Source organism: Pseudorhodobacter antarcticus, from assembly GCF_900110135.1.
Classification (GTDB): Bacteria; Pseudomonadota; Alphaproteobacteria; order Rhodobacterales; family Rhodobacteraceae; genus Pseudorhodobacter; species Pseudorhodobacter antarcticus.
In genome coordinates, this window is record NZ_FOCO01000007.1 from 35,034 (window position 1) to 55,024 (window position 19,991).

Below are 19,991 nucleotides of genomic sequence, written 5' to 3' on the forward strand. Positions count from 1 at the left end.
ACAGCACGGCAACCTCTCGGGAAGGGATCGCCAATGCTGACGCGCAAACAGTTGGAACTGCTGGATTTCATTCGTATACGGATGGACACTGACGGTGTTCCACCATCATTCGATGAAATGAAAGAGGCGCTGGATTTGAAATCCAAATCTGGCATCCACCGTTTGATCACAGCGCTGGAGGAGCGTGGCTTTATCCGCCGCCTCGCCCACCGCGCCCGCGCGATTGAAATCGTAAAACTGCCTGAAGCGATGGAACGCCCTGGTTTCACGACTAAAGGGTTCACCCCCCAAGTGATTGAAGGGGACCGACCAAAACAACCCCGCGCAGCCTTGCAAATCGAAACCGTTCACGCGGTCGAATTGCCTGTGATGGGTCGTATCGCGGCCGGCGTCCCGATTGAAGCTATTCAAGAAATCTCGCATCACGTTGCGGTGCCCGGTTCAATGCTGTCGGGCAAAGGCCAGCACTACGCGCTGGAGGTGAAAGGCGATTCGATGATCGATGCCGGGATCAACGATGGGGATATCGTGGTCATTCGTGAACAGACCACTGCCGAAAATGGCGATATCGTCGTCGCCTTGGTCGAGGATGCTGAGGCGACGCTGAAACGCTTTCGCCGTCGTGGCAACATGATCGCGCTGGAGGCGGCAAACCCCGCCTATGAAACTCGCGTTTTGCCAGATCACCAAGTAAAGGTGCAAGGCCGATTGGTTGGGTTGATCCGCAGCTATTAAGGCAAGGTTAACGTGAACTGGGCAGCGCGGGCAGTTCTGGTCCATAATCTGTTTTGTACTTTGGTGGGTTCTACACGCAAACTGCCATCCGGTTGCGGCCAAAGCGCCAGCGTGCCCGTTTCGCGGAGCTTTGAGGTATCAAATAGCTGACAACCCGTGGGCCTGTTGTCTGTAATACGCACGGCGGATATAACCAAATCAGCCGATTTGCAGGCCTCAGAAACCAACCCATCGGCAGCTTTGCCTTTGATCTGCACCATGCGCCAACCGCCAAAATCAAACTGGCGCATCTTGGCATCGCCCCTAAACCCTGCACGCGCTGCAGCCCCTTCTTGATCGCCCATTTCCCCGTCATTTTCCAACCATTGTCGTGCGGTGAACCCCGCCCCCTTTGGGGTGGACAAAACGCGCCCTTCTGGCCCCGCAAGGCCAATCAATGCGCCATCCGCGCTGATCAACAAAGGGGGGCGAGTCACTTGCCCCCACAATCCAAAGGCCACGATCATCGGCACCATACCCGCAAACCGGGCAGGCCCGCGCCATAAAACCACCCAAAGCGCGCCCAAAACCATCACAGGAAGAACCACCCCTGATGGCGTCGGCACCGCCCGAACCGCCCCATCCCAACCCGCAACCATCTGCGCCACTGCCAAAATCCACGCCGTTCCTTTGCCCATCACCAACAGCGCAGGCCCTTCCAGCCCAAAGGGTGCCAACACCCCCGCCAATACCGCTGCGGGCATCACCGCAAACCCCATCACAGGCACCGCCAGCACATTTGCCACCAATCCATACCCCGCAACACGGTTGAAATGGGCCGCCGCAATCGGTGCCGTCGCCAACCCGGCCAGCAAAGACGTGAACACGACCGTCACTAAAGGCATCAACCAAAATGGCACCTTACCGCGCGCCAGCGTTCCCCGATCACGCATCGCGGCATAGCCCGCGATCAACGCAACAGTCGCCGCAAACGACATCTGAAACCCCGGCTCCATCAAGGTTTCGGGCTGCAAAGTCAGTAAAACGCAGGCCGCCAACGCCACCGACCGCATCGACAGCGCCCGCCTGTCAAACAGCACCGCGCCCAGCATCACAGCGACCATCACAAAGGCGCGCTCTGTCGCCACATTTCCCCCCGACAGCGCCAAATAAATCGCCCCTGCCACCAAGGCCACGCCCGCCGCCACCTTTTTCGACGACACCCGCAACGCCAAAGGCGGCACCAAAGCCAAACCATAGCGCAGCGTGGCAAAGACAAAGCCCGTCAGCAACGCCATATGCAGCCCCGAAATTGCCAGCAAATGCGACAGGTTGGCCCCGCGCAAATCGTCTTGCGCAGCCCGGCTTATGCCCGCGCGGTCCCCCGTCACCAAGGCCGCAGCAAACGCCCCCGGATCGCCTAGCACCGCACGCTCCACCCCTGTGCGCAACTGCGCGCGTACGCGGTTAATCCATTGCGCCCCCGGCGCAGGGGGGGCCAGCAGCAAGACAGGCACGCGCGTATACCCAACCGCCCCCAATTGGTCAAAAAACGCCATACGGCGAAAATCAAACGCCCCCGGCTCCACCGGGCCATCGGGGCCGGACAAATGGGCCGTTGCGATGATGGTTTGCCCCGGTTCCAACGCCAAAAACTCTTGCGCGCCGTGCAAGGAAATCCGCGCCCGCAACGGCGTGCGGCGCGGCGATGTCCGTTCCAACACAACTTGGTCCAAGGTCAAACGAATATGGTCAGATTGCGAGCGGTCGATCAACACCACCCGCCCCTCCACAGCGCCGTAATACCGAAAGCCAAGCACCGGCGCGTCCACCAAATGCGCCCGCACACCTGCGACAATCCCGCCCGAGATCACACAAATCATCGCCACAACAATCGGTTGCGTCGCGTCCGGCCCCCAGCGATGCACCCCCCATCCCACAGCAATCAAACCAACCGCAACGCCATATGAAATCAGCCCCGGTTCCTGCGGCAAACCAAACCAAACCCCGATGCCAATCCCCATCATCACAGGCACCCAGACAAACAAATACCCCCGCGCGCCCGCAAGGGCTGCAAACGGCATCAAGACCAGACCGCGCAGCCTGTCCACCTTGTCCTTACTCCTATGATTGCCTAAACACGGGGCCAGCCTACCTCCCTTATGGTTTCTGAAAGGTTAATTTCGCATGTCTCATCGCCCCGTTGTCACCCGTATTGCCCCCTCGCCCACGGGCTATATGCACATTGGCACGGCGCGCACCGCGCTCTTTAACTGGCTGTTTGCGCGCCACCACGGCGGCACATTTTTGCTACGGATTGAAGATACGGACCGCGAACGCTCCACCTCTCAGGCGACTGCGGCTATTTTGCGCGGCATGACATGGCTTGGCCTTGATTGGGATGGCGAGGCGGTTAGCCAATTTGACCAAAAAGACCGCCACGCGGCAGTTGCGCATGAAATGCTGGCGCGCGGCGCCGCCTATAAATGTTTCGCCAGCCAAGACGAGATTGAGGTGTTTCGCGAAGCGGCCACAGCCGAAAAACGGTCCACCCTTTACCGCAGCCCGTGGCGCGATGCCGCCCCCGCCACTCACCCCGATGCGCGCTATGTGATCCGCATGAAAGCGCCACAAACTGGCGACACGGTGATTGATGACGCCGTGCAAGGCCGCGTGACATTCCGCAACGACCTGCTGGATGATATGATTGTGCTGCGGTCAGACGGCACGCCAACCTATATGCTGGCTGTGGTGGTCGATGATCACGACATGGGTGTGACCCATGTGATCCGGGGCGACGACCATCTGCAAAACGCCGCGCGCCAAACAATGGTTTATGATGCGATGGGCTGGGACATCCCGGTTTGGGCGCATATCCCTTTGATCTTTGGCCCCGATGGCAAAAAACTGTCCAAACGCCACGGCGCCACGGGCGTAGAGGAATATCAGGCCATGGGCTACCCTGCGGCGGGCATGCGCAATTATTTGACACGGCTGGGCTGGTCGCATGGTGATGACGAATTCTTTACCACTGATCAGGCAAAAGAGTGGTTCAACTTGGAGGGAATCGGTCGCGCCCCCGCGCGGCTTGATTTCAAAAAACTGGAAAATCTATGTGGTCAGCATATCGCCGCCAGCGACGATGCTGCACTGCTGCATGAATTAGAGGCATATTTGGCGGTTACCGACGCACCACCCTTAAACGATGTTCAACGTGACACCCTGTCGCGCGCGCTGTATTGCCTGAAAGATCGCGCAAAGACATTCCCTGATCTTATTGAAAAGGCAGAATTTTCGCTGAACGCACGCCCCGTTATCCCCGATGATGCCGCCGCCAAAACGCTCGACCCGGTATCCCGTAGTATACTGAAAACATTGACGCCGCAGTTGCAAACTGGTACATGGACCAAAGAAACGTTGGAGCCTTTTTTGACCGATGCTGCCGCCGCCCATGGCATCGGTTTTGGCAAATTGGCTGGCCCCTTGCGTGCCGCACTTGCTGGCCGCACCGCGACGCCCAGTGTTTACGACATGATGCTGGTCTTGGGCAAAGATGAGACGATTGCCCGATTGAATGATGCCGCCACCTAATACCTGCGCGTTGTTCGGATCTGGATATGCGCCCCTTGTGACGGGGCTTGATGCAAAAGGTCGGCGCACCGCGTGCGACCCAAACCGTAGATGAGGGACGATAGATGGCTAAAACAACGGGAACGGCGCAGCTTACAATTGGTGAAAAAACCTTTGATCTCCCCATCTATTCGCCCACCCTCGGGCCGGATGTTGTTGATATTGGAAAACTTTACGCGCAAGCGGATGTGTTCACCTATGATCCCGGCTTCACTTCCACCGCCGCGTGCGAAAGCGCGATCACCTATATCGACGGCGACAAGGGCGAATTGCTGTATCGTGGCTATCCGATCGAACAATTGGCCGCGAAATCGCATTTCCTTGAAGCGTGCTATCTGCTCTTGTTCGGCGAACTGCCCACCAAGGCAGAAATGGTGGATTTTGAACACCGCGTGACCAATCACACGATGGTGCATGAACAAATGCATAATTTTTTCCGTGGGTTCCGCCGCGACAGCCACCCAATGGCCACAATGGTCGGCGTTGTGGGCGCGATGTCGGCGTTTTATCATGACAGCTTGGACATCAACGACCCGTGGCAGCGCGAAGTGGCCGCCATTCGCATGATCGCCAAATTGCCCACCATTGCGGCGATGGCCTATAAATACTCGGTCGGCCAACCCTTTGTTTATCCAAAGAATTCGCTGAACTACGCTGGCAACTTCCTGCACATGTGCTTTGCTGTCCCTGCCGAGGATTATGTCGTAAACCCTATCTTGTCCAAAGCGATGGACCGGATCATGATGCTGCACGCCGATCATGAACAAAACGCCTCGACCAGCACCGTGCGTTTGGCGGGCTCGTCTGGCGCCAACCCGTTTGCGTGTATTGCAGCGGGCATTGCGTGCCTGTGGGGTCCGGCACATGGCGGCGCAAACCAAGCTTGTCTTGAAATGCTGCGCGAAATTGGTACCGTAGACCGGATTCCAGAATATATTGCCCGCGCCAAGGACAAGGATGATCCGTTCCGCCTGATGGGCTTTGGCCACCGCGTCTATAAAAACTTCGATCCCCGCGCGACGGTGATGAAGGAATCCGCGGATGAGGTGTTGGAGCTGATGGGCATCCACAACAACCCCACTTTGCAAGTGGCCAAAGAATTGGAACGGATCGCGCTAGAGGATGATTATTTCATCTCCAAAAAACTCTATCCGAACGTCGATTTTTATTCGGGCATTATCCTTGATGCGATGGGCTTTCCGACATCTATGTTTACGCCCATTTTCGCACTGTCGCGCACCGTGGGCTGGATTTCGCAGTGGCGCGAAATGATTGCGGACCCGACCCAGAAAATCGGTCGCCCCCGCCAGTTGTATATTGGCAAAGCACACCGCGACTACGTTCCCGTCGCAAATCGTTAATCCCAAAACGGCGGCCCCCAAAGGCCGCCGTTTTTCAAAACAATCTCCCCCCTAAGGCTGGCGCAAATGCCCCGGCACTATTTTCGGCTCCCATCCAAAACGTGATCTGCGCAGCAGCGCCGAGGGGTGGATCTGTTCGGTCGCATCCCGCCCAACTTGCCGACGTTTGCGCAACAAAAACACAGCGCCAAAACCGCGCCACGTCCCCACCATCGGGGCCGCGGCATCGCAAGGAATGCGGTCTTTCCATCCGCTTGGCAAGGTTACGCCGCACGCCTCCGCCCGCTCCAACATCCAAACCAAAGGGATGTTTGCCAACGGGCGCGCCGCCTGAAACCCACCAATTTGTCCGCCAATATCGGCATGCGCCCCGCGAAACCAAACCTGTTCGATGTTGCCCGCCCAGTTTGGGGGACAAGTCCACAACACCGGGTCAAACACCACGCGCGTTTCATGCAAGGCCAGCGCATGGAACCCATGCTTGATCGAATGACCCAGCGCGTGGTTGTGGAAAGCATGTTCATGCTCTGTCATCATCCACAAGAACGGCAATCGTATCCCCAATGCTTTCACCGTATCCCACACGCCGACCATCTCAATCGGCACCACATCATGGCAAAACGCTTGCGCAAACGCCCTTGCCCCGTGGCTACCCGGATCCAGTTGATAATGGCGATACGCCGCTTGGACATTGCGTTCGGTCGCATGTTCGCGCCGCAGCAACCCCACTTGGTCAATCGCGCCCGCCAGCGACCGCACCGCATAGGCCCCGCGCGAATACCCCAACAGGAAAATCCGGTCGCCAAGTTCGTAATGGCTGGCCAAAAATCCATACGCCCGCTGTATTTGCGGGTTTATCCCCCGTCCTTGCGCCACATCTGCAATTTGCCCCCAATCGACCCATTGCACGCCGGGTTCATAATACAGGCGCCGCTCCGCATGCGGCCCGATTTCCGCCAGCAGCTTGAAAACCAGCCCCGCGTTTGTTTCATACCCCGGTTTCAGCGATGACAAAGTGCCATCCAAAATGATGATGTGATCGACCATGCCGCGCACAGCGCTTCCCGTAGCACCACAATGTGCGACACTCGGCGCGGGTTTGCGAAACCAAGACTTTAGGCGCTCAAACACCAGCAGCGCGCGCCTGTTCCACGTCAGCGTCCCTTAACCATGACCATACCCGCGCGGGCGTAAACGGCATTTCAATCTGCGTCACACCACGCTGGGACAGGGCGTGGCGCACCGCATTGGACACCGCCCCCAGTGACCCCACCGTCCCCGCCTCGCCGCAGCCTTTCATCCCCAAAGGGTTGGTGACCGACGGCACAGGTTCCGTCGCAAATTGTATCATCGGCAGGTCACTGGCACGCGGCATCGCATAGTCCATGAAACTCGCGCTTAACAACTGCCCGTGGTCGTCAAACCGCGCATGTTCCAGAACCGCTTGGCCAAACCCTTGGGCAATGCCGCCATGCACCTGCCCCTCGACCATCGCCGGGTTGATCATAACCCCGAAATCATCCACCACGCTGTAACGGTCCAACCGGATGTGGCCCGTTTCCACGTCCACCTCCACCTCTGCCAAATGCGCACCATTGGGAAAACTGCCCGCAGGCAAAGTGATGGTCTGGCTGTGCGTTAACACATTATCGCGCCCCTGCGCCCGCGCCCGCTCTGCCGCCTCCACCATCGTTAGCCGCAAATTCGACCCCGGCGCGCCAAAACGCCCGTCGGCAAAGGCCACACCTTCCCCCAACTCCGCTTCCAAAAACGCCGCAAAGGCCGGGATCATCGCCCCCACCACCGCCTTGATCGCTGTCCCTTGCACCGTGACCGACCGTGACCCACCCGTCCCACCACCCTTGGCAATTCGGTCGCTGTCGCCCTGCACAATCCGGATTAAGCCCGCGTCAATCCCAGTTTGTGCGGCCAGCATGTCGGTGTAAACCGTCTCATGCCCTTGCCCGTTCGATTGGGTGCCCACATACATCGACACGCCGCCATCGGCATCAAACTCAACCCGCGCGGTTTCCTCTAGGCTGCCCAAGATACTTTCAATATAGGTGGCAATCCCCATGCCTCGCACCAGCCCTTTTTGCGCCGACGCAGCCGCCCGCAGAGCAAAGCCTGCAACATCAGCTTCGACCTGCAACATATTCAAAACGCGCCTAAAATCGCCAACATCAATCGTCAATCCATTGACCATCTTATAAGGGAAATCGCGCACGAAACTCCGCTCGCGCAAGGTAAATGGGTCAATTCCAAGCACCGCACTGGCGTTGTCCATCGCACATTCCAGCGTCATAATCGCCTCGGGCCGCCCCGCACCGCGATAGGCATCCATCGGCGTTGTATGGGTGTAAAACCCCCGCGCGCCCAAATATGCGGCCTGAATGTCATAGCACCCGGTGAACACCTTGGAAAACAGCTCCGACTGAATCGGCTGGCCAAACTGCGAATTATACGCCCCCAAATTTGACCGCACATCCGCCCGGTACGCAACGATACGGTGGTCCGCATCAAATCCCAACTCCGTCTCCACCACCAAATCGCGCGCGCCATTGTCCGACAGCATCGCCTCCGTCCGCTCCGACGCCCATCGCACGGGCAGCCCCAGCATGCGCGCCGCCTGCGCGATGCACACATACTCTGGATACGTCATCGCCTTCATCCCAAACCCGCCGCCAACATCGGGGTTGGTCACGCGCACATCGCCCAAATCCAACCCCAGCATCCGCGCCAACTCGGCCTTTTGGGTCCAAACCCCCTGCCCGTTCACGCATAAATGCAGCCGCGCGCCGTGATCTGCGGTGTCCCATTCGGCAAACGCCGCGCGCGGTTCCATCGCATTCACAATCACACGGTTGTGGACCACCTTGTGACGAATGCGATGCACAGCGCCCGCCATCGCTGTCGCCACCACAGCCGCATCGCCCATCGCCCAATCATAGGCGCGGTTGTCCGGGGCCACATCATGCACCACCGCACCGCCCGGCGCCAAATCCAACTTCACAGGCCTGTCGTCGTAATCCAGCGCAATCGCCTCAACCCCATCCCGCGCCGCGGCCAAACTGTCCGCAACCACCATCGCCACCGCTTCGCCAACGAAACGCAGATGCCCTTGCGCCAGCACGGGCCGCACAGGCATCGTGCCGCGCGTGCCGTCCGTGTTCAACACCGCAGCCCCTTTCATGCCAATCTGCACGCCCGCCGCCAAAAGGCTGTCCGCCGTCACCACCAAGCGTACACCGGGCACCGCCTGCGCCGCCGACACGTCCAAGCCCTTCACCACCCCATGCGCCACGGGCGAGCGTAGGAAAACTGCATGCAGCGCCTTTTGCGGCACCAAATCATCGACATAGCGCCCCTGACCGGTCAAAAACCGCACATCCTCCAGCCGGCCCACACCTTGCGCTTTTCCGAATTTCTGCATCAGTTCCCCCGTGACCCTTTGCACCAAACACTAACCCCGCGACCGGGTTTGTCCAGTCACAGGGTCCAAGTTTTTGCGATCACGCGCGAACCTTCAGGCGGTCAAATGCAAAACCGTCTCAACGCTCAACGCGCCAAAGCCATTGAACCGGGTGTTGGTCACGGTCGAATACGCGCCCATCCCGTGGAAAATCACAAAATCCCCCTCGGCCAGATCATCCGGCAGCATCACTTGCCCGGGCAAACGATCAAGCGAATCGCAGGTCGGCCCAAACACAACACGCGGCAGCGGCGCACCCTTGCGCACCAATCCACTGGCCGCAATCACCTCCACCCGGTCAATCACCCCAATTTGCGGCATTTCGGTCAAGGTGCCATAAACCCCATCGTTCAAAAACACATGCACGCCGTCACGCACCGCTTTCACCCGCGTGGCCACGCAAAACGCATCCGCACACAGTCCCCGCCCCGGTTCACACACCAAAACAGGGCGCGCATCGCCAAAAGCTTCGGTCGCCACTTGGTCAATCGTGGCAAAAATCATCGCCAGATCGGGGGCTGACCCAACCGTGCGGTGGCTTGGAAATCCGCCCCCCACATTCACGCGCACAATCACCACACCCGCCGCATCTGCAATCTGTGCTGCCGTGCGAATATAGCTGCCCCAGGCCTGCGCCGCATGGCACTGCGTACCTGGATGAAACGACAGCGCCGGCATAAACCCAGCATCGGCCACGTGCCGCAGCAACACGACGGCCGCCTGTGCATTAGCCCCAAACTTTTCCCCAAAATCATAGGCTGCACCGGTCACAGACAGTTTGAACCGCACCGCAATCTCAACCCCTTCAGGCGGAACTGCGGCGATCAATTTTGCCAATTCCGACATGGAATCAACCGAATATGAGGCGACACCCAATGACACCGCCACCGCAATTTCGGCCAGCGACCGCACCGGGTTGTTGTAATGCAGCACTGCCCCCGGCACCAAAGCTTTGATCAACCGCATCTCAACCGGGGATGCCACATCAAACCCACACACCCCCGCCGCCGACAGGTTTTCGATCACCGCATCCATCGGATTGGCCTTGACCGCATAGGTCACCATGCCCGGAAACCCGTCGATGAACCGGCGTGCCGTGGCCTGCAACACCTTTGGCGCAAAGAACAAAATCGGGTTCTCTGGGTCAACGCTCGACAAACACGCCGCCGGATTGTTCCAAACGCTTTGCGACATCTCCATCCCCGTTTCCCTTCAAACATGCGCGACCTTTTGCCTGCCTTTCAATCGTCGCGGCGCTGCATAACAGTTTCACCGAAAATTTCGGTATATCCGCAGGAAACTTTGGTTATAATGACGAAAAAACAAGGCATATCTGATGGATGACCTCGACAAACACATCCTTGCCCTGTTGGGGGCAGATGCACGCATTTCCATCGCCACGCTGGCGCGCAGGCTGCAAGTGGCAAGGTCCACCTTGCAAGCCAGGCTGGAACGGCTTGAATCCAACGGCACCATCGCGGGCTATACCTTAAAACTGGGCACGGCGGGCCGCATGGGCCGCCTGCGTGCCTCGGTCCTTTTGTCGATTGAAACCCGCGCCCAAGCGCCCTGCCTGACCCGCCTAAAATCCATCCCCGAGGTGGAGCGTGTTTTTACTACCTCCGGCCGCTTCGATTTGCTGCTGGAAATCAGCGCGGCCACCACCCAATCGCTAGACGCGGTTCTAGATCAAATCGGCGCCATGCCCGGCGTGCGATCCTCCGAAAGCTTGATCCACCTCTCCACCAAAATCGACCGCGCGGTTTAAGGGGGCCACGGCTGCGAACCCCGCTTCCCCTTGCCGCGCGCCCGCGTTAGAACCCGTGCAAACGCCGAAAAGGAAGCCAAAAGATGCCGATGGAAAAAACCTTCAACGCTGCTGAGGCAGAGGCCCGCATTTCCGCCAAATGGGAGGCCGATGGCGCCTTTCGCGCCGGCGCAAACGCCAGCCGAGATGAGACGTTTTGCATCATGATCCCGCCGCCAAACGTCACGGGATCCCTGCACGTCGGCCACGCGTTCAACAACACCATCCAAGACATCTTGATCCGCTGGAAACGCATGCAGGGCTATGACACCCTGTGGCAGCCCGGCCAAGATCACGCGGGCATCGCCACGCAGCTGGTGGTGGAGCGTCAAATGGCCGCCGCAGGCCTGCCCAAACGCGTCGACATGGGCCGCCCCGCCTTCCTTGAAAAAGTGTGGGAATGGAAAGAGGAATCCGGCGGCACCATCATCAACCAATTGCAACGGCTCGGCGCGTCCTGCGATTGGTCGCGCAACGCGTTTACCATGTCCGGCGCGCCTAATGCGCCAGAAACGGAAAAAGGAGGGTTCCACGATGCCGTGATCAAGGTCTTTGTGGAGATGTACAACAAAGGCCAGATTTACCGTGGCAAGCGTTTGGTCAACTGGGACCCCCATTTTGAAACCGCCATTTCGGATCTAGAGGTCGAAAATATCGAAGTGGCGGGCCATATGTGGCACTTCAAATACCCCCTCGCTGGCGGCGAGACTTATGAATATGTCGAACGCGATGAGGATGGCAATGTAACCCTGCGCGAAGTGCGCGATTACATCTCCATCGCCACCACCCGCCCCGAAACCATGCTGGGCGATGGGGCCGTGGCCGTTCATCCATCAGATGAGCGTTACACGCCAATCCTCGGAAAACTATGTGAAATTCCTGTTGGCCCAAAGGCACAGCGCCGCCTTATCCCCATCATCACCGATGAATATCCTGATAAAAATTTCGGCTCAGGTGCCGTGAAAATCACCGGCGCGCATGATTTCAACGACTACCAAGTAGCCAAGCGCAACAACATTCCGATGTATTCCCTGATGGACACAAAAGGTGCTATGCGCGCCGACGGTCGCCCCTACGCCGAAGAAGCCGACACCGCCCAAGCCATTGCAGCGGGCGTGGAAGGCTTTGACGAGGCGAAAATCGCCACCATGAACCTCGTTCCCGACGAATATCGCGGACTGGACCGGTTTGAGGCGCGCAAAAAGGTCGTGGCCGACATCACGCACGAAGGGCTAGCCGTCACCAACTTGGTCAAAACCATTGACGTTGAAACCAACTCCGAACATCTACAGCTTGTGCCGTATGTGGAGGATAAAGCCATCATGCAGCCTTTCGGCGACCGTTCCGGCGTGGTGATTGAACCCATGCTGACTGACCAGTGGTTCGTCGACACCGCCGCAATTGTGCAGCCTGCCCTAGATGCCGTGCGTGAAGGCCGTACCAAGATCATGCCGGAGTCGGGCGAAAAAGTGTATTTCCACTGGCTGGAAAATATCGAGCCTTGGTGCATTTCCCGCCAGCTTTGGTGGGGTCATCAGATTCCAGTTTGGTACGGTCCAAAGCTCCAAACTAGGAAAGATGGGGTCGTTAAGACTGGTGGTATAGTCTACGATAAATCAAAGAGCTTAAAAGAAAATGAGTTTGATGTGTTCTGCGCACCGACGGAAGCAGCTGCGCTTGAAATGGCACGCGCCCACTATGGCACCGACGTAACCGTTGAAAGTGGTTTGATCCCATCCGTACTTCGTATGTCATCGTCAAGCCAAGCCGTCCCAATCTTCCGCGACCCCGACGTCCTCGACACATGGTTCTCCTCCGGCCTCTGGCCCATAGGCACATTAGGATGGCCCAATAACACCCCGGAACTGCAAAAATATTTCCCTACCAACGTCCTCGTCACGGGCCAAGATATCCTCTTCTTCTGGGTCGCCCGCATGATGATGATGCAACTGGCCGTGGTGGGCAAAGAACCTTTTGACACCGTCTACCTCCACCAACTGGTGCGGGATGAGAAGGGCGAGAAGATGTCGAAAACCCGCGGGAACGTTATCGACCCGCTGGTGATTATCGACGAATACGGCGCAGACGCGCTGCGCTTTACCATGGCGCAAATGGCCTCTCTTGGCGGTGTTTTGAAACTGTCCGAGGACCGCATCAAAGGCTACCGCAACTTCACCACCAAACTTTGGAACGCCTGCCGTTTCGCCGAAATAAACGGAGTTTGGGAAGGCCACGCGACCAGCGAAGCCCCGCACGCAGACGCCCGCGTCAACCGCTGGATCATCAGTGAGGCCGCCAAAACCCGCGCCGAAGTGGACGCCGCGTTGGAGGCGTACAAATTCAACGACGCCGCCAACGCACTTTATGCCTTTGTCTGGGGCAAGGTCTGCGACTGGTATGTTGAATTCGCCAAACCGCTTTTCGACGGCGACCAAGCCGATGAAACCCGCAAAACCATGGCTTGGGTGCTGGATCAATGCATGATCCTGTTGCACCCCATTATGCCTTTCATCACCGAAGAATTGTGGAATACCACTGGCACCCGCGCCAAATCGCTGGCCCATACCGATTGGCCCACCTATGGCGATGCGCTGATCGACGCGGACGCGCTGCGCGAAATGAACTGGGTCACGGGGCTGATCGACGGCATCCGGTCGGCGCGTGCGCAAATGCATGTGCCCGCGGGCCTCAAGGTCGATCTGTTATGTGTGGGGCTGGATGATGCCGCAAAATCCGCCTTTGCTGCGAATGAGGCGCTGATCTTCCGTCTCGCCCGTATCGAAACCGCCACCGGGGCCAATGAGGTGCCAAAAGGGTCCATCACCGTCGCCACCGAAGGCGCCACCTTCGCAATTCCACTAGAAGGTTTGATCGACGTGGCAGAGGAAAAATCGCGCCTGACCAAAGCGCTGGAAAAGCTGGACAAGGATATGGGGGGGCTGCGCGGCCGGTTGAACAACCCCAAATTCGTGGGCAGCGCCAAACCGGAAGTGGTCGCGGAAACTCGCGAAAAGCTGGCCTTGGGCGAAGATGAAATCGCCAAAATTAAAGCCGCTTTGACCCGATTGGCGGAGATGTCTTGACCCCTTCGTCTTGGGAAAAATACCTTCGGGGGGGAATTTGCCGTCAGGCAAAGGGGGGGTATGAATACCCCCCGCCGCCGCCAACTTAAAAGGCTCTATTATGATCCGCTATACTCCGCTTGCCGCCAGCCTGCCTGCCACCGTTCCCTTTGTGGGACCTGAAACCCAAGAACGGACGATGGGAAAAGGCTTTGTCGCGCGGCTGGGGGCAAATGAAAGCATGTTTGGTCCCTCCCCCCTTGCCATCGCGGCGATGGCAAGGGGGGCGCAGGATGTGTGGATGTATGGCGACCCGGAGGTGTTTGAATTGCGCACCGCTTTGGCCGCCCATCACGGTGCGGACCTTGAAAACATCGTCGTGGGCGAAGGGATTGACGGTCTGCTAGGCTATTTGGTGCGGTTGATTGTTGGGCCCGGGGATGCGGTGGTCACCTCTGATGGGGCGTATCCGACGTTTAACTTTCACGTCACGGGCTTTGGCGGGGTGCTGCACAAGGTCCCTTATCGTGGCGATTTTGAGGATCCGACAGCCCTGCTGGACCGGGCGCACGCTGTTGGGGCCAAGCTGATCTATCTGTCGAACCCAGACAATCCGATGGGCAGTTATTTGGATGCCGCGACCGTTGAAGCGATGATTGAAGGCCTGCCGGATGGGTGCCTTTTGATCTTGGATCAGGCCTATGCGGACCTTGCACCGCAAGGGACCGCGCCGAAGGTGGCGCATGATGATCCCCGCGTCATCCGGTTCCGGACCTTTTCAAAAGGGTACGGCATGGCGGGGCTGCGGGTTGGGTACGGGATTGGCGCGCCCGAATTGGTGCAGGCGTTCAACAAGGTTCGCAATCATTTTGGGGTGGGCCGCATCGCGCAGGCGGGTGCGCTGGCAGCGCTGGCCGATCAGGATTGGGTGACATTTGTGCGGGCACAGGTGGTTGCGGCGCGGGACAGTTTTGGCGCGGTGGGGCGGGCAAATGGGCTGGTGCCCTTGGCGTCGGCCACGAATTTTATCTGTCTGAATTGCGGGCAGGATGGGGCGTTTGCGCGGCGGGTTTTGCAAGAATTGGGCCTGCGGGGGATTTTTGTGCGCATGCCCGGCGTGGCCCCGATGGACCGCTGTATCCGGGTCAGCCTTGGCGATGCGGCGGCGTTGGCCGCGTTTGAGGCGGCACTGCCGGAGGCGTTGAAAGCCGCGCGGGAGTGATCAATAGGCCCGGCTGGCGCGCAGTTGGGCGCGGGTGGGCAGATCTTCCTTCACTTCGGTTTCTACGGGGTCGGGGTCAGTGAACAGCTCTGCCGGGATGGGGGCGAAAATGGGGGTGCTGCGTGGGGCGGTGGCCGTGTCTGCCTTTATTTCACGACGAAAAATCAGCATGTTTTGAAAGGCAGTTTTGGAGCCAGTGAAGCCGACCCGTTCCTCACAGGGTAGGGTATCGGCGCGCTGATATTCCCAGCCGTCTGCCCCCATTTTGTTCATCAGGCTGGTCAGGGCCACGGCAAAACGGTCGGCGGTGGTTTTGGCTGTTTTGGATTTTTCACCCTTTTTGGGGGCGGGCACGACCTGATATTCGAAACGCTGCATGGGCCCTCCTGAGGCGATAATTGGTGCGATGCGCGCCAAGCATCGCGCGCGATGCGCACAGTAAGTTCTTGATTTTCAACAGAATCGCAAAAATAATTTACCAAATATTTACCTTTGAACCGCGCGATGTGGCGCGGTTCAAAGACGCCACAGCCCCAGTTTTTGCGCCACCAAAGCTTGGACCATCGCAGGCGCTGCCTTGCCGCCAGTGGCCTTGATGGCTTGGCCGACGAACCAGCCAGCGAGTTTTGGGTTGGCGCGGGCCTTTTCGACTTGATCGGGGTTGGCGGCGATAATTTCATCCACCGCCGCTTCAATTGCGCCCGTATCGGTGACTTGTTTCATACCGTTTTCAGCGGCAACCGTGGCCGGGTCGCCACCGTTGGTCCAGATCAGATCGAACAAATCCTTGGCCATTTTGCCGGAGATTTCACCAGAGCCGATCAGGTCAATGATGCCGCCGAGTTGGGTTTGGGACATAGGCGATTGATGAAACGTAAGGCCCTGTTTGTTCAGGCGACCAAAGAGGTCATTGATAACCCAATTGGCGGTGATTTTGCCATCGCGGCCCTGCGCCACGGTTTCAAAATAGGCGGCACTGTCGAGATCGGCGGTCAGCACATTCGCGTCATAATCGGTCAGGCCGAAATCGGCCATGAAGCGCGATTTTTTCGCGTCGGGCAGTTCGGGCATGGTGGCTGCGATATCATCAACCCAAGCTTGGTCAATTTCCAAAGGCAGCAGGTCGGGGCATGGGAAATAGCGGTAATCATGCGCCTCTTCCTTGCTGCGCATCGACCGAGTTTCGCCCTTGTCCGGGTCATAGAGGCGGGTTTCTTGATGCACGCTGCCGCCATCCTCCAAAATCGCGATTTGGCGGCGCGCCTCATAATCAATGGCTTGGGTCATGAAGCGCAGCGAGTTCATGTTTTTGATTTCGCAGCGGGTGCCGAGGTGGGAAAAGTCCATCGTGGCGGCGAATTTTTCGTATTGGCCCGCGCGGCAGACGGAGACGTTGACATCGGCGCGCAAGTTGCCGTTTTGCATATTGCCATCACAGGTGCCCAAATAGCGCAGGATTTGGCGCAGTTTGGTGACGTAAGCCGTGGCTTCTTCGGCGCTGCGAATATCGGGGCGGCTGACGATTTCCATCAGGGCGACACCCGTGCGGTTGAAATCCACAAAGGACATTGTGGGATCCATATCATGGATGGATTTGCCCGCGTCCTGTTCCAGATGGATGCGTTCGACGCGCACGAGCCGCGCGATGCGGGTTCCATCAGATTGGGGCGCGAGTTCGACCAAAACTTCGCCTTCGCCCACGATGGGGTGGTAGAGTTGGCTGATTTGATAGCCCTGCGGCAGATCGGGGTAGAAGTAGTTTTTGCGGTCAAACGCGGAGGTAAGGTTGATTTTCGCCTTTAGGCCCAGACCGGAGCGCACGGCCTGTTCGACGCAGAAGTCATTGATAACAGGCAACATTCCCGGCATCGCGGCATCGACGAACGCGACGTTGGAATTGGGTTCCGCGCCGACTTGGGTGGAGGCGCCCGAAAACAGTTTGGCGTTGGAGGCGACTTGGGCGTGGATTTCCATGCCGATCACCAATTCCCAATCGTATTTTGCGCCCGAAATGACTTTGGGTTTGGGGTTTTCATAGGTCAGATCGAGCATTTTGGCGTTCCTTGGTGGCTTGACGCTGGTTTAATGCAGAGGCGGCGGTGGTTCAAGCGCGTTTGGGTTATGCGCCCAGCATCCGGTCCAACATTTCGCCCAGATTGCGGCTGAGGTTTGGGGTTTGGCGGATGCGGGAGAGTTCGTTGCGGATGAGAGTTTGGCGGGTTTGGTCGTAGCGCGGCCATGTTTCAAAGGCGGTGGACATGCGCGCGGCGGTTTGCGGGTTGACGGGGTCAAGTTTGATCAGCCAATCAGCCAGCAGCGCGTAGCCTTGGCCCGAGGCGTGGTGAAAGCCTGCGTGATTGGCGGCGAGCGAGGCGATGACGGCGCGAAAGCGGTTGGGGTTTTTCCAATCAAAATCAGCGTGTTCGGTAAGGAACTTGGTGATGTGCGCGGCATGATCGGGGGCGGCCATGCTGATTTGCAGGCCGAACCATTTGTCCATCACGAGGCGGTCGTTTTGCCATTGGGCGTGGAACTGGGCGAGTTCGGGTTGGCCCATGCCGTTGTCCAAAAGGATGGCGAGCGCGCCGAGTTGTTCGGTCATGGATTTGGCATTTTGGTAGGCATGGGTGGCGGGTGCTGTGTCGATGCGGGCCATGAGCGACAAGAGGCCCAAGCGGAAAGCGCGGTGGCCCGCAGCGATGGCGCTGGGGGAAAAATCGCCGGGGGTTTGATGGGCGGCGATGAGGCTGGGCAAGTGGGGTTTCAGGTGATTGGCGAGGTCGGTTTGCAGGGTGCGGCGGGCCGCGTGGATCGCTGCCGGGTCGGGGATGTGGCCGCTTGCGTGCAGGGTTTGGGCGATGTCATCATCGCTGGGCAAGCGCAGGGTGAGGGCGCGAAAAGCGGGGTCGAGCGTGGTTTCGCGCGTGACGGCGGTGATGGCGGCGAGCCAGTCGTGCGGGGTCGGGGTTTGGTGCAGGATATGGTCCGTGAGCGCGGATTTGGCGAGGGCGCGGCCGGCCTCGCATTTATTGAACGCGTCGGTGTCATGGGCCAGCAGGATTGCGCGGTCGGTGTTGGATTGGGTTTGGTGCAGCACCACGGGGGCGGAAAAACCGCGTAAGGCGGAGGGGATGGGTTTGGCTGTGAGGTTGGGGAATTCGAAAGAGTGTTCGGCTTGCGTGAGGGTGAGGATGGTGGTGGGCAGGACTTCCGCACCAGATGTGGAGAGGAGGCCGAGGGCGATGGGAATGACCTTGGGATCTTTGTGCGGCTGGCCGGGCGTGGTAGGGTTATTTTGTTTGATATAAAGGGTGTATGTGCCGTTCTTAAAGTCATCTGTTAAGGTCAGATGCGGTGTGCCGGCTTGGGTGTACCAGTGTTTGAATTGGGTCAGGTCGTGGCCGGTGGCATCGGTGAAGACCTGTAGCCAATCTTCGATCGTGGCGGCGTGGCCGTCGTGGCGGGTGAAATAGAGGTTCAACGCGTCGGCATAGGCGGCGTCACCGACAAGGGTTTTCAGCATCCCGATCACCTCCGCGCCCTTTTCATAGATGGTGGCGGTGTAGAAATTGTTGATTTCCACATAGCTGTCGGGGCGGACGGCGTGGGCGAGTGGGCCGCCGTCCTCTCGGAATTGGCGGGCGCGTAGGGCCAGCACGTCTTCGATGCGTTTCACGGGCGCGCTGCGCATGTCGCCGGAAAATTGCTGGTCGCGGTAGACGGTGAGGCCTTCTTTCAAGCACAGTTGAAACCAGTCGCGGCAGGTGATGCGGTTGCCGGTCCAGTTGTGGAAATATTCATGGGCGATCACCGCCTCAATCCTTGCATAATCATCATCGGTGGCGGTGTCGGGGGTGGCAAGGACGAGTTTGGAGTTGAAGATGTTGAGGCCCTTGTTTTCCATCGCGCCCATGTTGAAATCATCGACGGCGACAATGTTAAAGATATCAAGGTCGTATTCGCGGCCGTAAACCTGTTCATCCCACCGCATCGACCGTATCAGGCTGTCCATCGCATAGGCGCATTTATGCGCGTCGCCTGCGCGGGTGTAGATGTTGAGGGTAACGCGGCGGCCGGACAGCGTGGTGAAATGATCGGTGTGGGCCACCAGATCGCCCGCGACCAGCGCGAACAAATAGGCGGGTTTGGGCCATGGGTCATGCCACGCGCCGGGGCCTGTGGGGTTGCCGTTGGACAGTTGGGTGGGCAGGTCGGTATCCATGGTCACATCAAAGCGGGCCATGACATCGGGGCGGTCGGGATAGAAGGTGATTTTGCGAAACCCCTGCGCCTCACACTGGGTGCAATACATGCCGTTGGACATATAAAGGCCGTCGAGGGAGGTGTTGGTTTGGGGGGAGATTTCGACTTCGGTTTCCAGCGTGAAAGGACCATTCGGCAGATCAGCCGCGGGGATGGTGAGGCCGGTTTCGTCGGGCGCGTGGGCGAGGGGTTTGCCGTTCAGCGCAAGCGACAGCAAGCTTAGGTTTTCACCGTCCAGCCGCAAATCCTGCCCCTGCACGGCGGCGGGGTTGGGGCGCAGCGACAGGCGGGCGCTGACGCGGGTTTGCAAAGGGTGCAGGGTGAAATGCAGTGTCACATGGTCGATCAAATGCGAAAAAGGCGTGTAATCAGACAGCAGGATGGCGGTGGGGGCAATGTGCGCGGTCATGGCGGCCTTTTTTGATTTGGGGGAACCGATAGGTTTTGCGAGACGTTAGTG

General features: G+C 58.6%; 13 protein-coding genes. 6 read left to right on the plus strand and 7 right to left on the minus strand.

Annotated features, from left to right (window positions below):
* Positions 1-33 precede the first annotated feature (33 nt).
* Positions 34-735, plus strand: coding sequence for a transcriptional repressor LexA (gene lexA, locus BMY36_RS04960; RefSeq protein ID WP_050519039.1), 702 nt, complete (start codon positions 34-36; stop codon positions 733-735).
* Here the strand turns inward: lexA and BMY36_RS04965 are convergent.
* The gene (locus tag BMY36_RS04965; RefSeq protein ID WP_231579679.1) at positions 732-2,825 is read right to left on the minus strand and encodes a ComEC/Rec2 family competence protein; all 2,094 of its coding nucleotides are present in this window, start codon (positions 2,823-2,825) and stop codon (positions 732-734) included. The genes lexA and BMY36_RS04965 overlap by 4 nt on opposite strands.
* Positions 2,826-2,901: 76 nt before the next feature.
* Between BMY36_RS04965 and gltX the strand changes: the two genes are divergently transcribed.
* Together gltX and gltA are read left to right on the plus strand one after the other, a co-directional pair.
* A complete protein-coding gene (gltX, locus tag BMY36_RS04970; RefSeq protein WP_050519040.1) occupies positions 2,902-4,305 on the plus strand; it encodes a glutamate--tRNA ligase in 1,404 nt (467 codons plus the stop codon).
* Between the two features lie 104 nt (positions 4,306-4,409).
* Positions 4,410-5,705 (plus strand): citrate synthase, encoded by a 1,296-nt coding sequence (gene gltA / locus BMY36_RS04975; RefSeq protein WP_050519041.1) that lies wholly within the window; start codon positions 4,410-4,412, stop codon positions 5,703-5,705.
* A gap of 51 nt (positions 5,706-5,756) precedes the next feature.
* On the opposite strand, the gene BMY36_RS04980 is transcribed toward gltA, so the two are convergent.
* From BMY36_RS04980 to BMY36_RS04990, 3 genes are all read right to left on the minus strand, one after another.
* On the minus strand, positions 5,757-6,842 hold the full coding sequence (locus tag BMY36_RS04980; protein ID WP_050519042.1) for a T6SS phospholipase effector Tle1-like catalytic domain-containing protein: 1,086 nt from the start codon (positions 6,840-6,842) through the stop codon (positions 5,757-5,759).
* Positions 6,829-9,138, minus strand: coding sequence for a xanthine dehydrogenase family protein molybdopterin-binding subunit (locus BMY36_RS04985; RefSeq protein WP_050519043.1), 2,310 nt, complete (start codon positions 9,136-9,138; stop codon positions 6,829-6,831). Before BMY36_RS04985 ends, BMY36_RS04980 begins: the two co-directional genes overlap by 14 nt.
* 93 nt (positions 9,139-9,231) lie before the next feature.
* Positions 9,232-10,377 carry a type III PLP-dependent enzyme gene (locus BMY36_RS04990; protein ID WP_050519044.1) on the minus strand — a complete coding sequence of 382 codons (1,146 nt, stop codon included), beginning with the start codon at positions 10,375-10,377 and terminating at the stop codon, positions 9,232-9,234.
* 136 nt (positions 10,378-10,513) lie between these two features.
* On the opposite strand from BMY36_RS04990, the gene BMY36_RS04995 reads away from it, so the two are divergent.
* From BMY36_RS04995 to BMY36_RS05005, 3 genes are all read left to right on the plus strand, one after another.
* Complete coding sequence (locus BMY36_RS04995) at positions 10,514-10,945, plus strand: Lrp/AsnC family transcriptional regulator (protein ID WP_050519045.1); 432 nt, start codon at positions 10,514-10,516, stop codon at positions 10,943-10,945.
* A gap of 83 nt (positions 10,946-11,028) precedes the next feature.
* Positions 11,029-14,067, plus strand: coding sequence for a valine--tRNA ligase (locus tag BMY36_RS05000; protein WP_050519046.1), 3,039 nt, complete (start codon positions 11,029-11,031; stop codon positions 14,065-14,067).
* A gap of 100 nt (positions 14,068-14,167) precedes the next feature.
* Entirely contained in the window at positions 14,168-15,268 is a 1,101-nt protein-coding gene (locus BMY36_RS05005; RefSeq protein ID WP_050519047.1) for a pyridoxal phosphate-dependent aminotransferase, read from the plus strand.
* On the opposite strand, the gene BMY36_RS05010 is transcribed toward BMY36_RS05005, so the two are convergent.
* The 3 genes from BMY36_RS05010 to pepN form a co-directional block, all read right to left on the minus strand.
* Positions 15,269-15,646 (minus strand): DUF4177 domain-containing protein, encoded by a 378-nt coding sequence (locus tag BMY36_RS05010; protein WP_050519048.1) that lies wholly within the window; start codon positions 15,644-15,646, stop codon positions 15,269-15,271.
* Between the two features lie 138 nt (positions 15,647-15,784).
* Positions 15,785-17,320: an Asp-tRNA(Asn)/Glu-tRNA(Gln) amidotransferase subunit GatB gene (gene gatB, locus BMY36_RS05015; RefSeq protein WP_050519049.1), complete on the minus strand. Its 1,536-nt coding sequence runs from the start codon at positions 17,318-17,320 to the stop codon at positions 15,785-15,787.
* Positions 17,321-17,387: 67 nt separating this feature from the next.
* A complete protein-coding gene (gene pepN, locus BMY36_RS05020) occupies positions 17,388-19,940 on the minus strand; it encodes an aminopeptidase N (RefSeq protein ID WP_074818459.1) in 2,553 nt (850 codons plus the stop codon).
* Positions 19,941-19,991: the final 51 nt, after the last annotated feature.

Excerpts from the sequence above, each read along its gene's own strand:
- BMY36_RS05010 (WP_050519048.1), bottom strand. The coding sequence starts at position 15,646 with ATGCAGCGTTTCGAATATCAGGTCGTGCCCGCCCCCAAAAAGGGTGAA.
- lexA (WP_050519039.1), top strand. The coding sequence starts at position 34 with ATGCTGACGCGCAAACAGTTGGAACTGCTGGATTTCATTCGTATACGG.
- BMY36_RS04990 (WP_050519044.1), bottom strand. The coding sequence starts at position 10,377 with ATGGAGATGTCGCAAAGCGTTTGGAACAATCCGGCGGCGTGTTTGTCG.
- BMY36_RS05005 (WP_050519047.1), top strand. The coding sequence starts at position 14,168 with ATGATCCGCTATACTCCGCTTGCCGCCAGCCTGCCTGCCACCGTTCCC.
- BMY36_RS04985 (WP_050519043.1), bottom strand. The coding sequence starts at position 9,138 with ATGCAGAAATTCGGAAAAGCGCAAGGTGTGGGCCGGCTGGAGGATGTG.
- gltA (WP_050519041.1), top strand. The coding sequence starts at position 4,410 with ATGGCTAAAACAACGGGAACGGCGCAGCTTACAATTGGTGAAAAAACC.
- pepN (WP_074818459.1), bottom strand. The coding sequence starts at position 19,940 with ATGACCGCGCACATTGCCCCCACCGCCATCCTGCTGTCTGATTACACG.
- BMY36_RS05000 (WP_050519046.1), top strand. The coding sequence starts at position 11,029 with ATGCCGATGGAAAAAACCTTCAACGCTGCTGAGGCAGAGGCCCGCATT.
- BMY36_RS04995 (WP_050519045.1), top strand. The coding sequence starts at position 10,514 with ATGGATGACCTCGACAAACACATCCTTGCCCTGTTGGGGGCAGATGCA.
- gatB (WP_050519049.1), bottom strand. The coding sequence starts at position 17,320 with ATGCTCGATCTGACCTATGAAAACCCCAAACCCAAAGTCATTTCGGGC.
- gltX (WP_050519040.1), top strand. The coding sequence starts at position 2,902 with ATGTCTCATCGCCCCGTTGTCACCCGTATTGCCCCCTCGCCCACGGGC.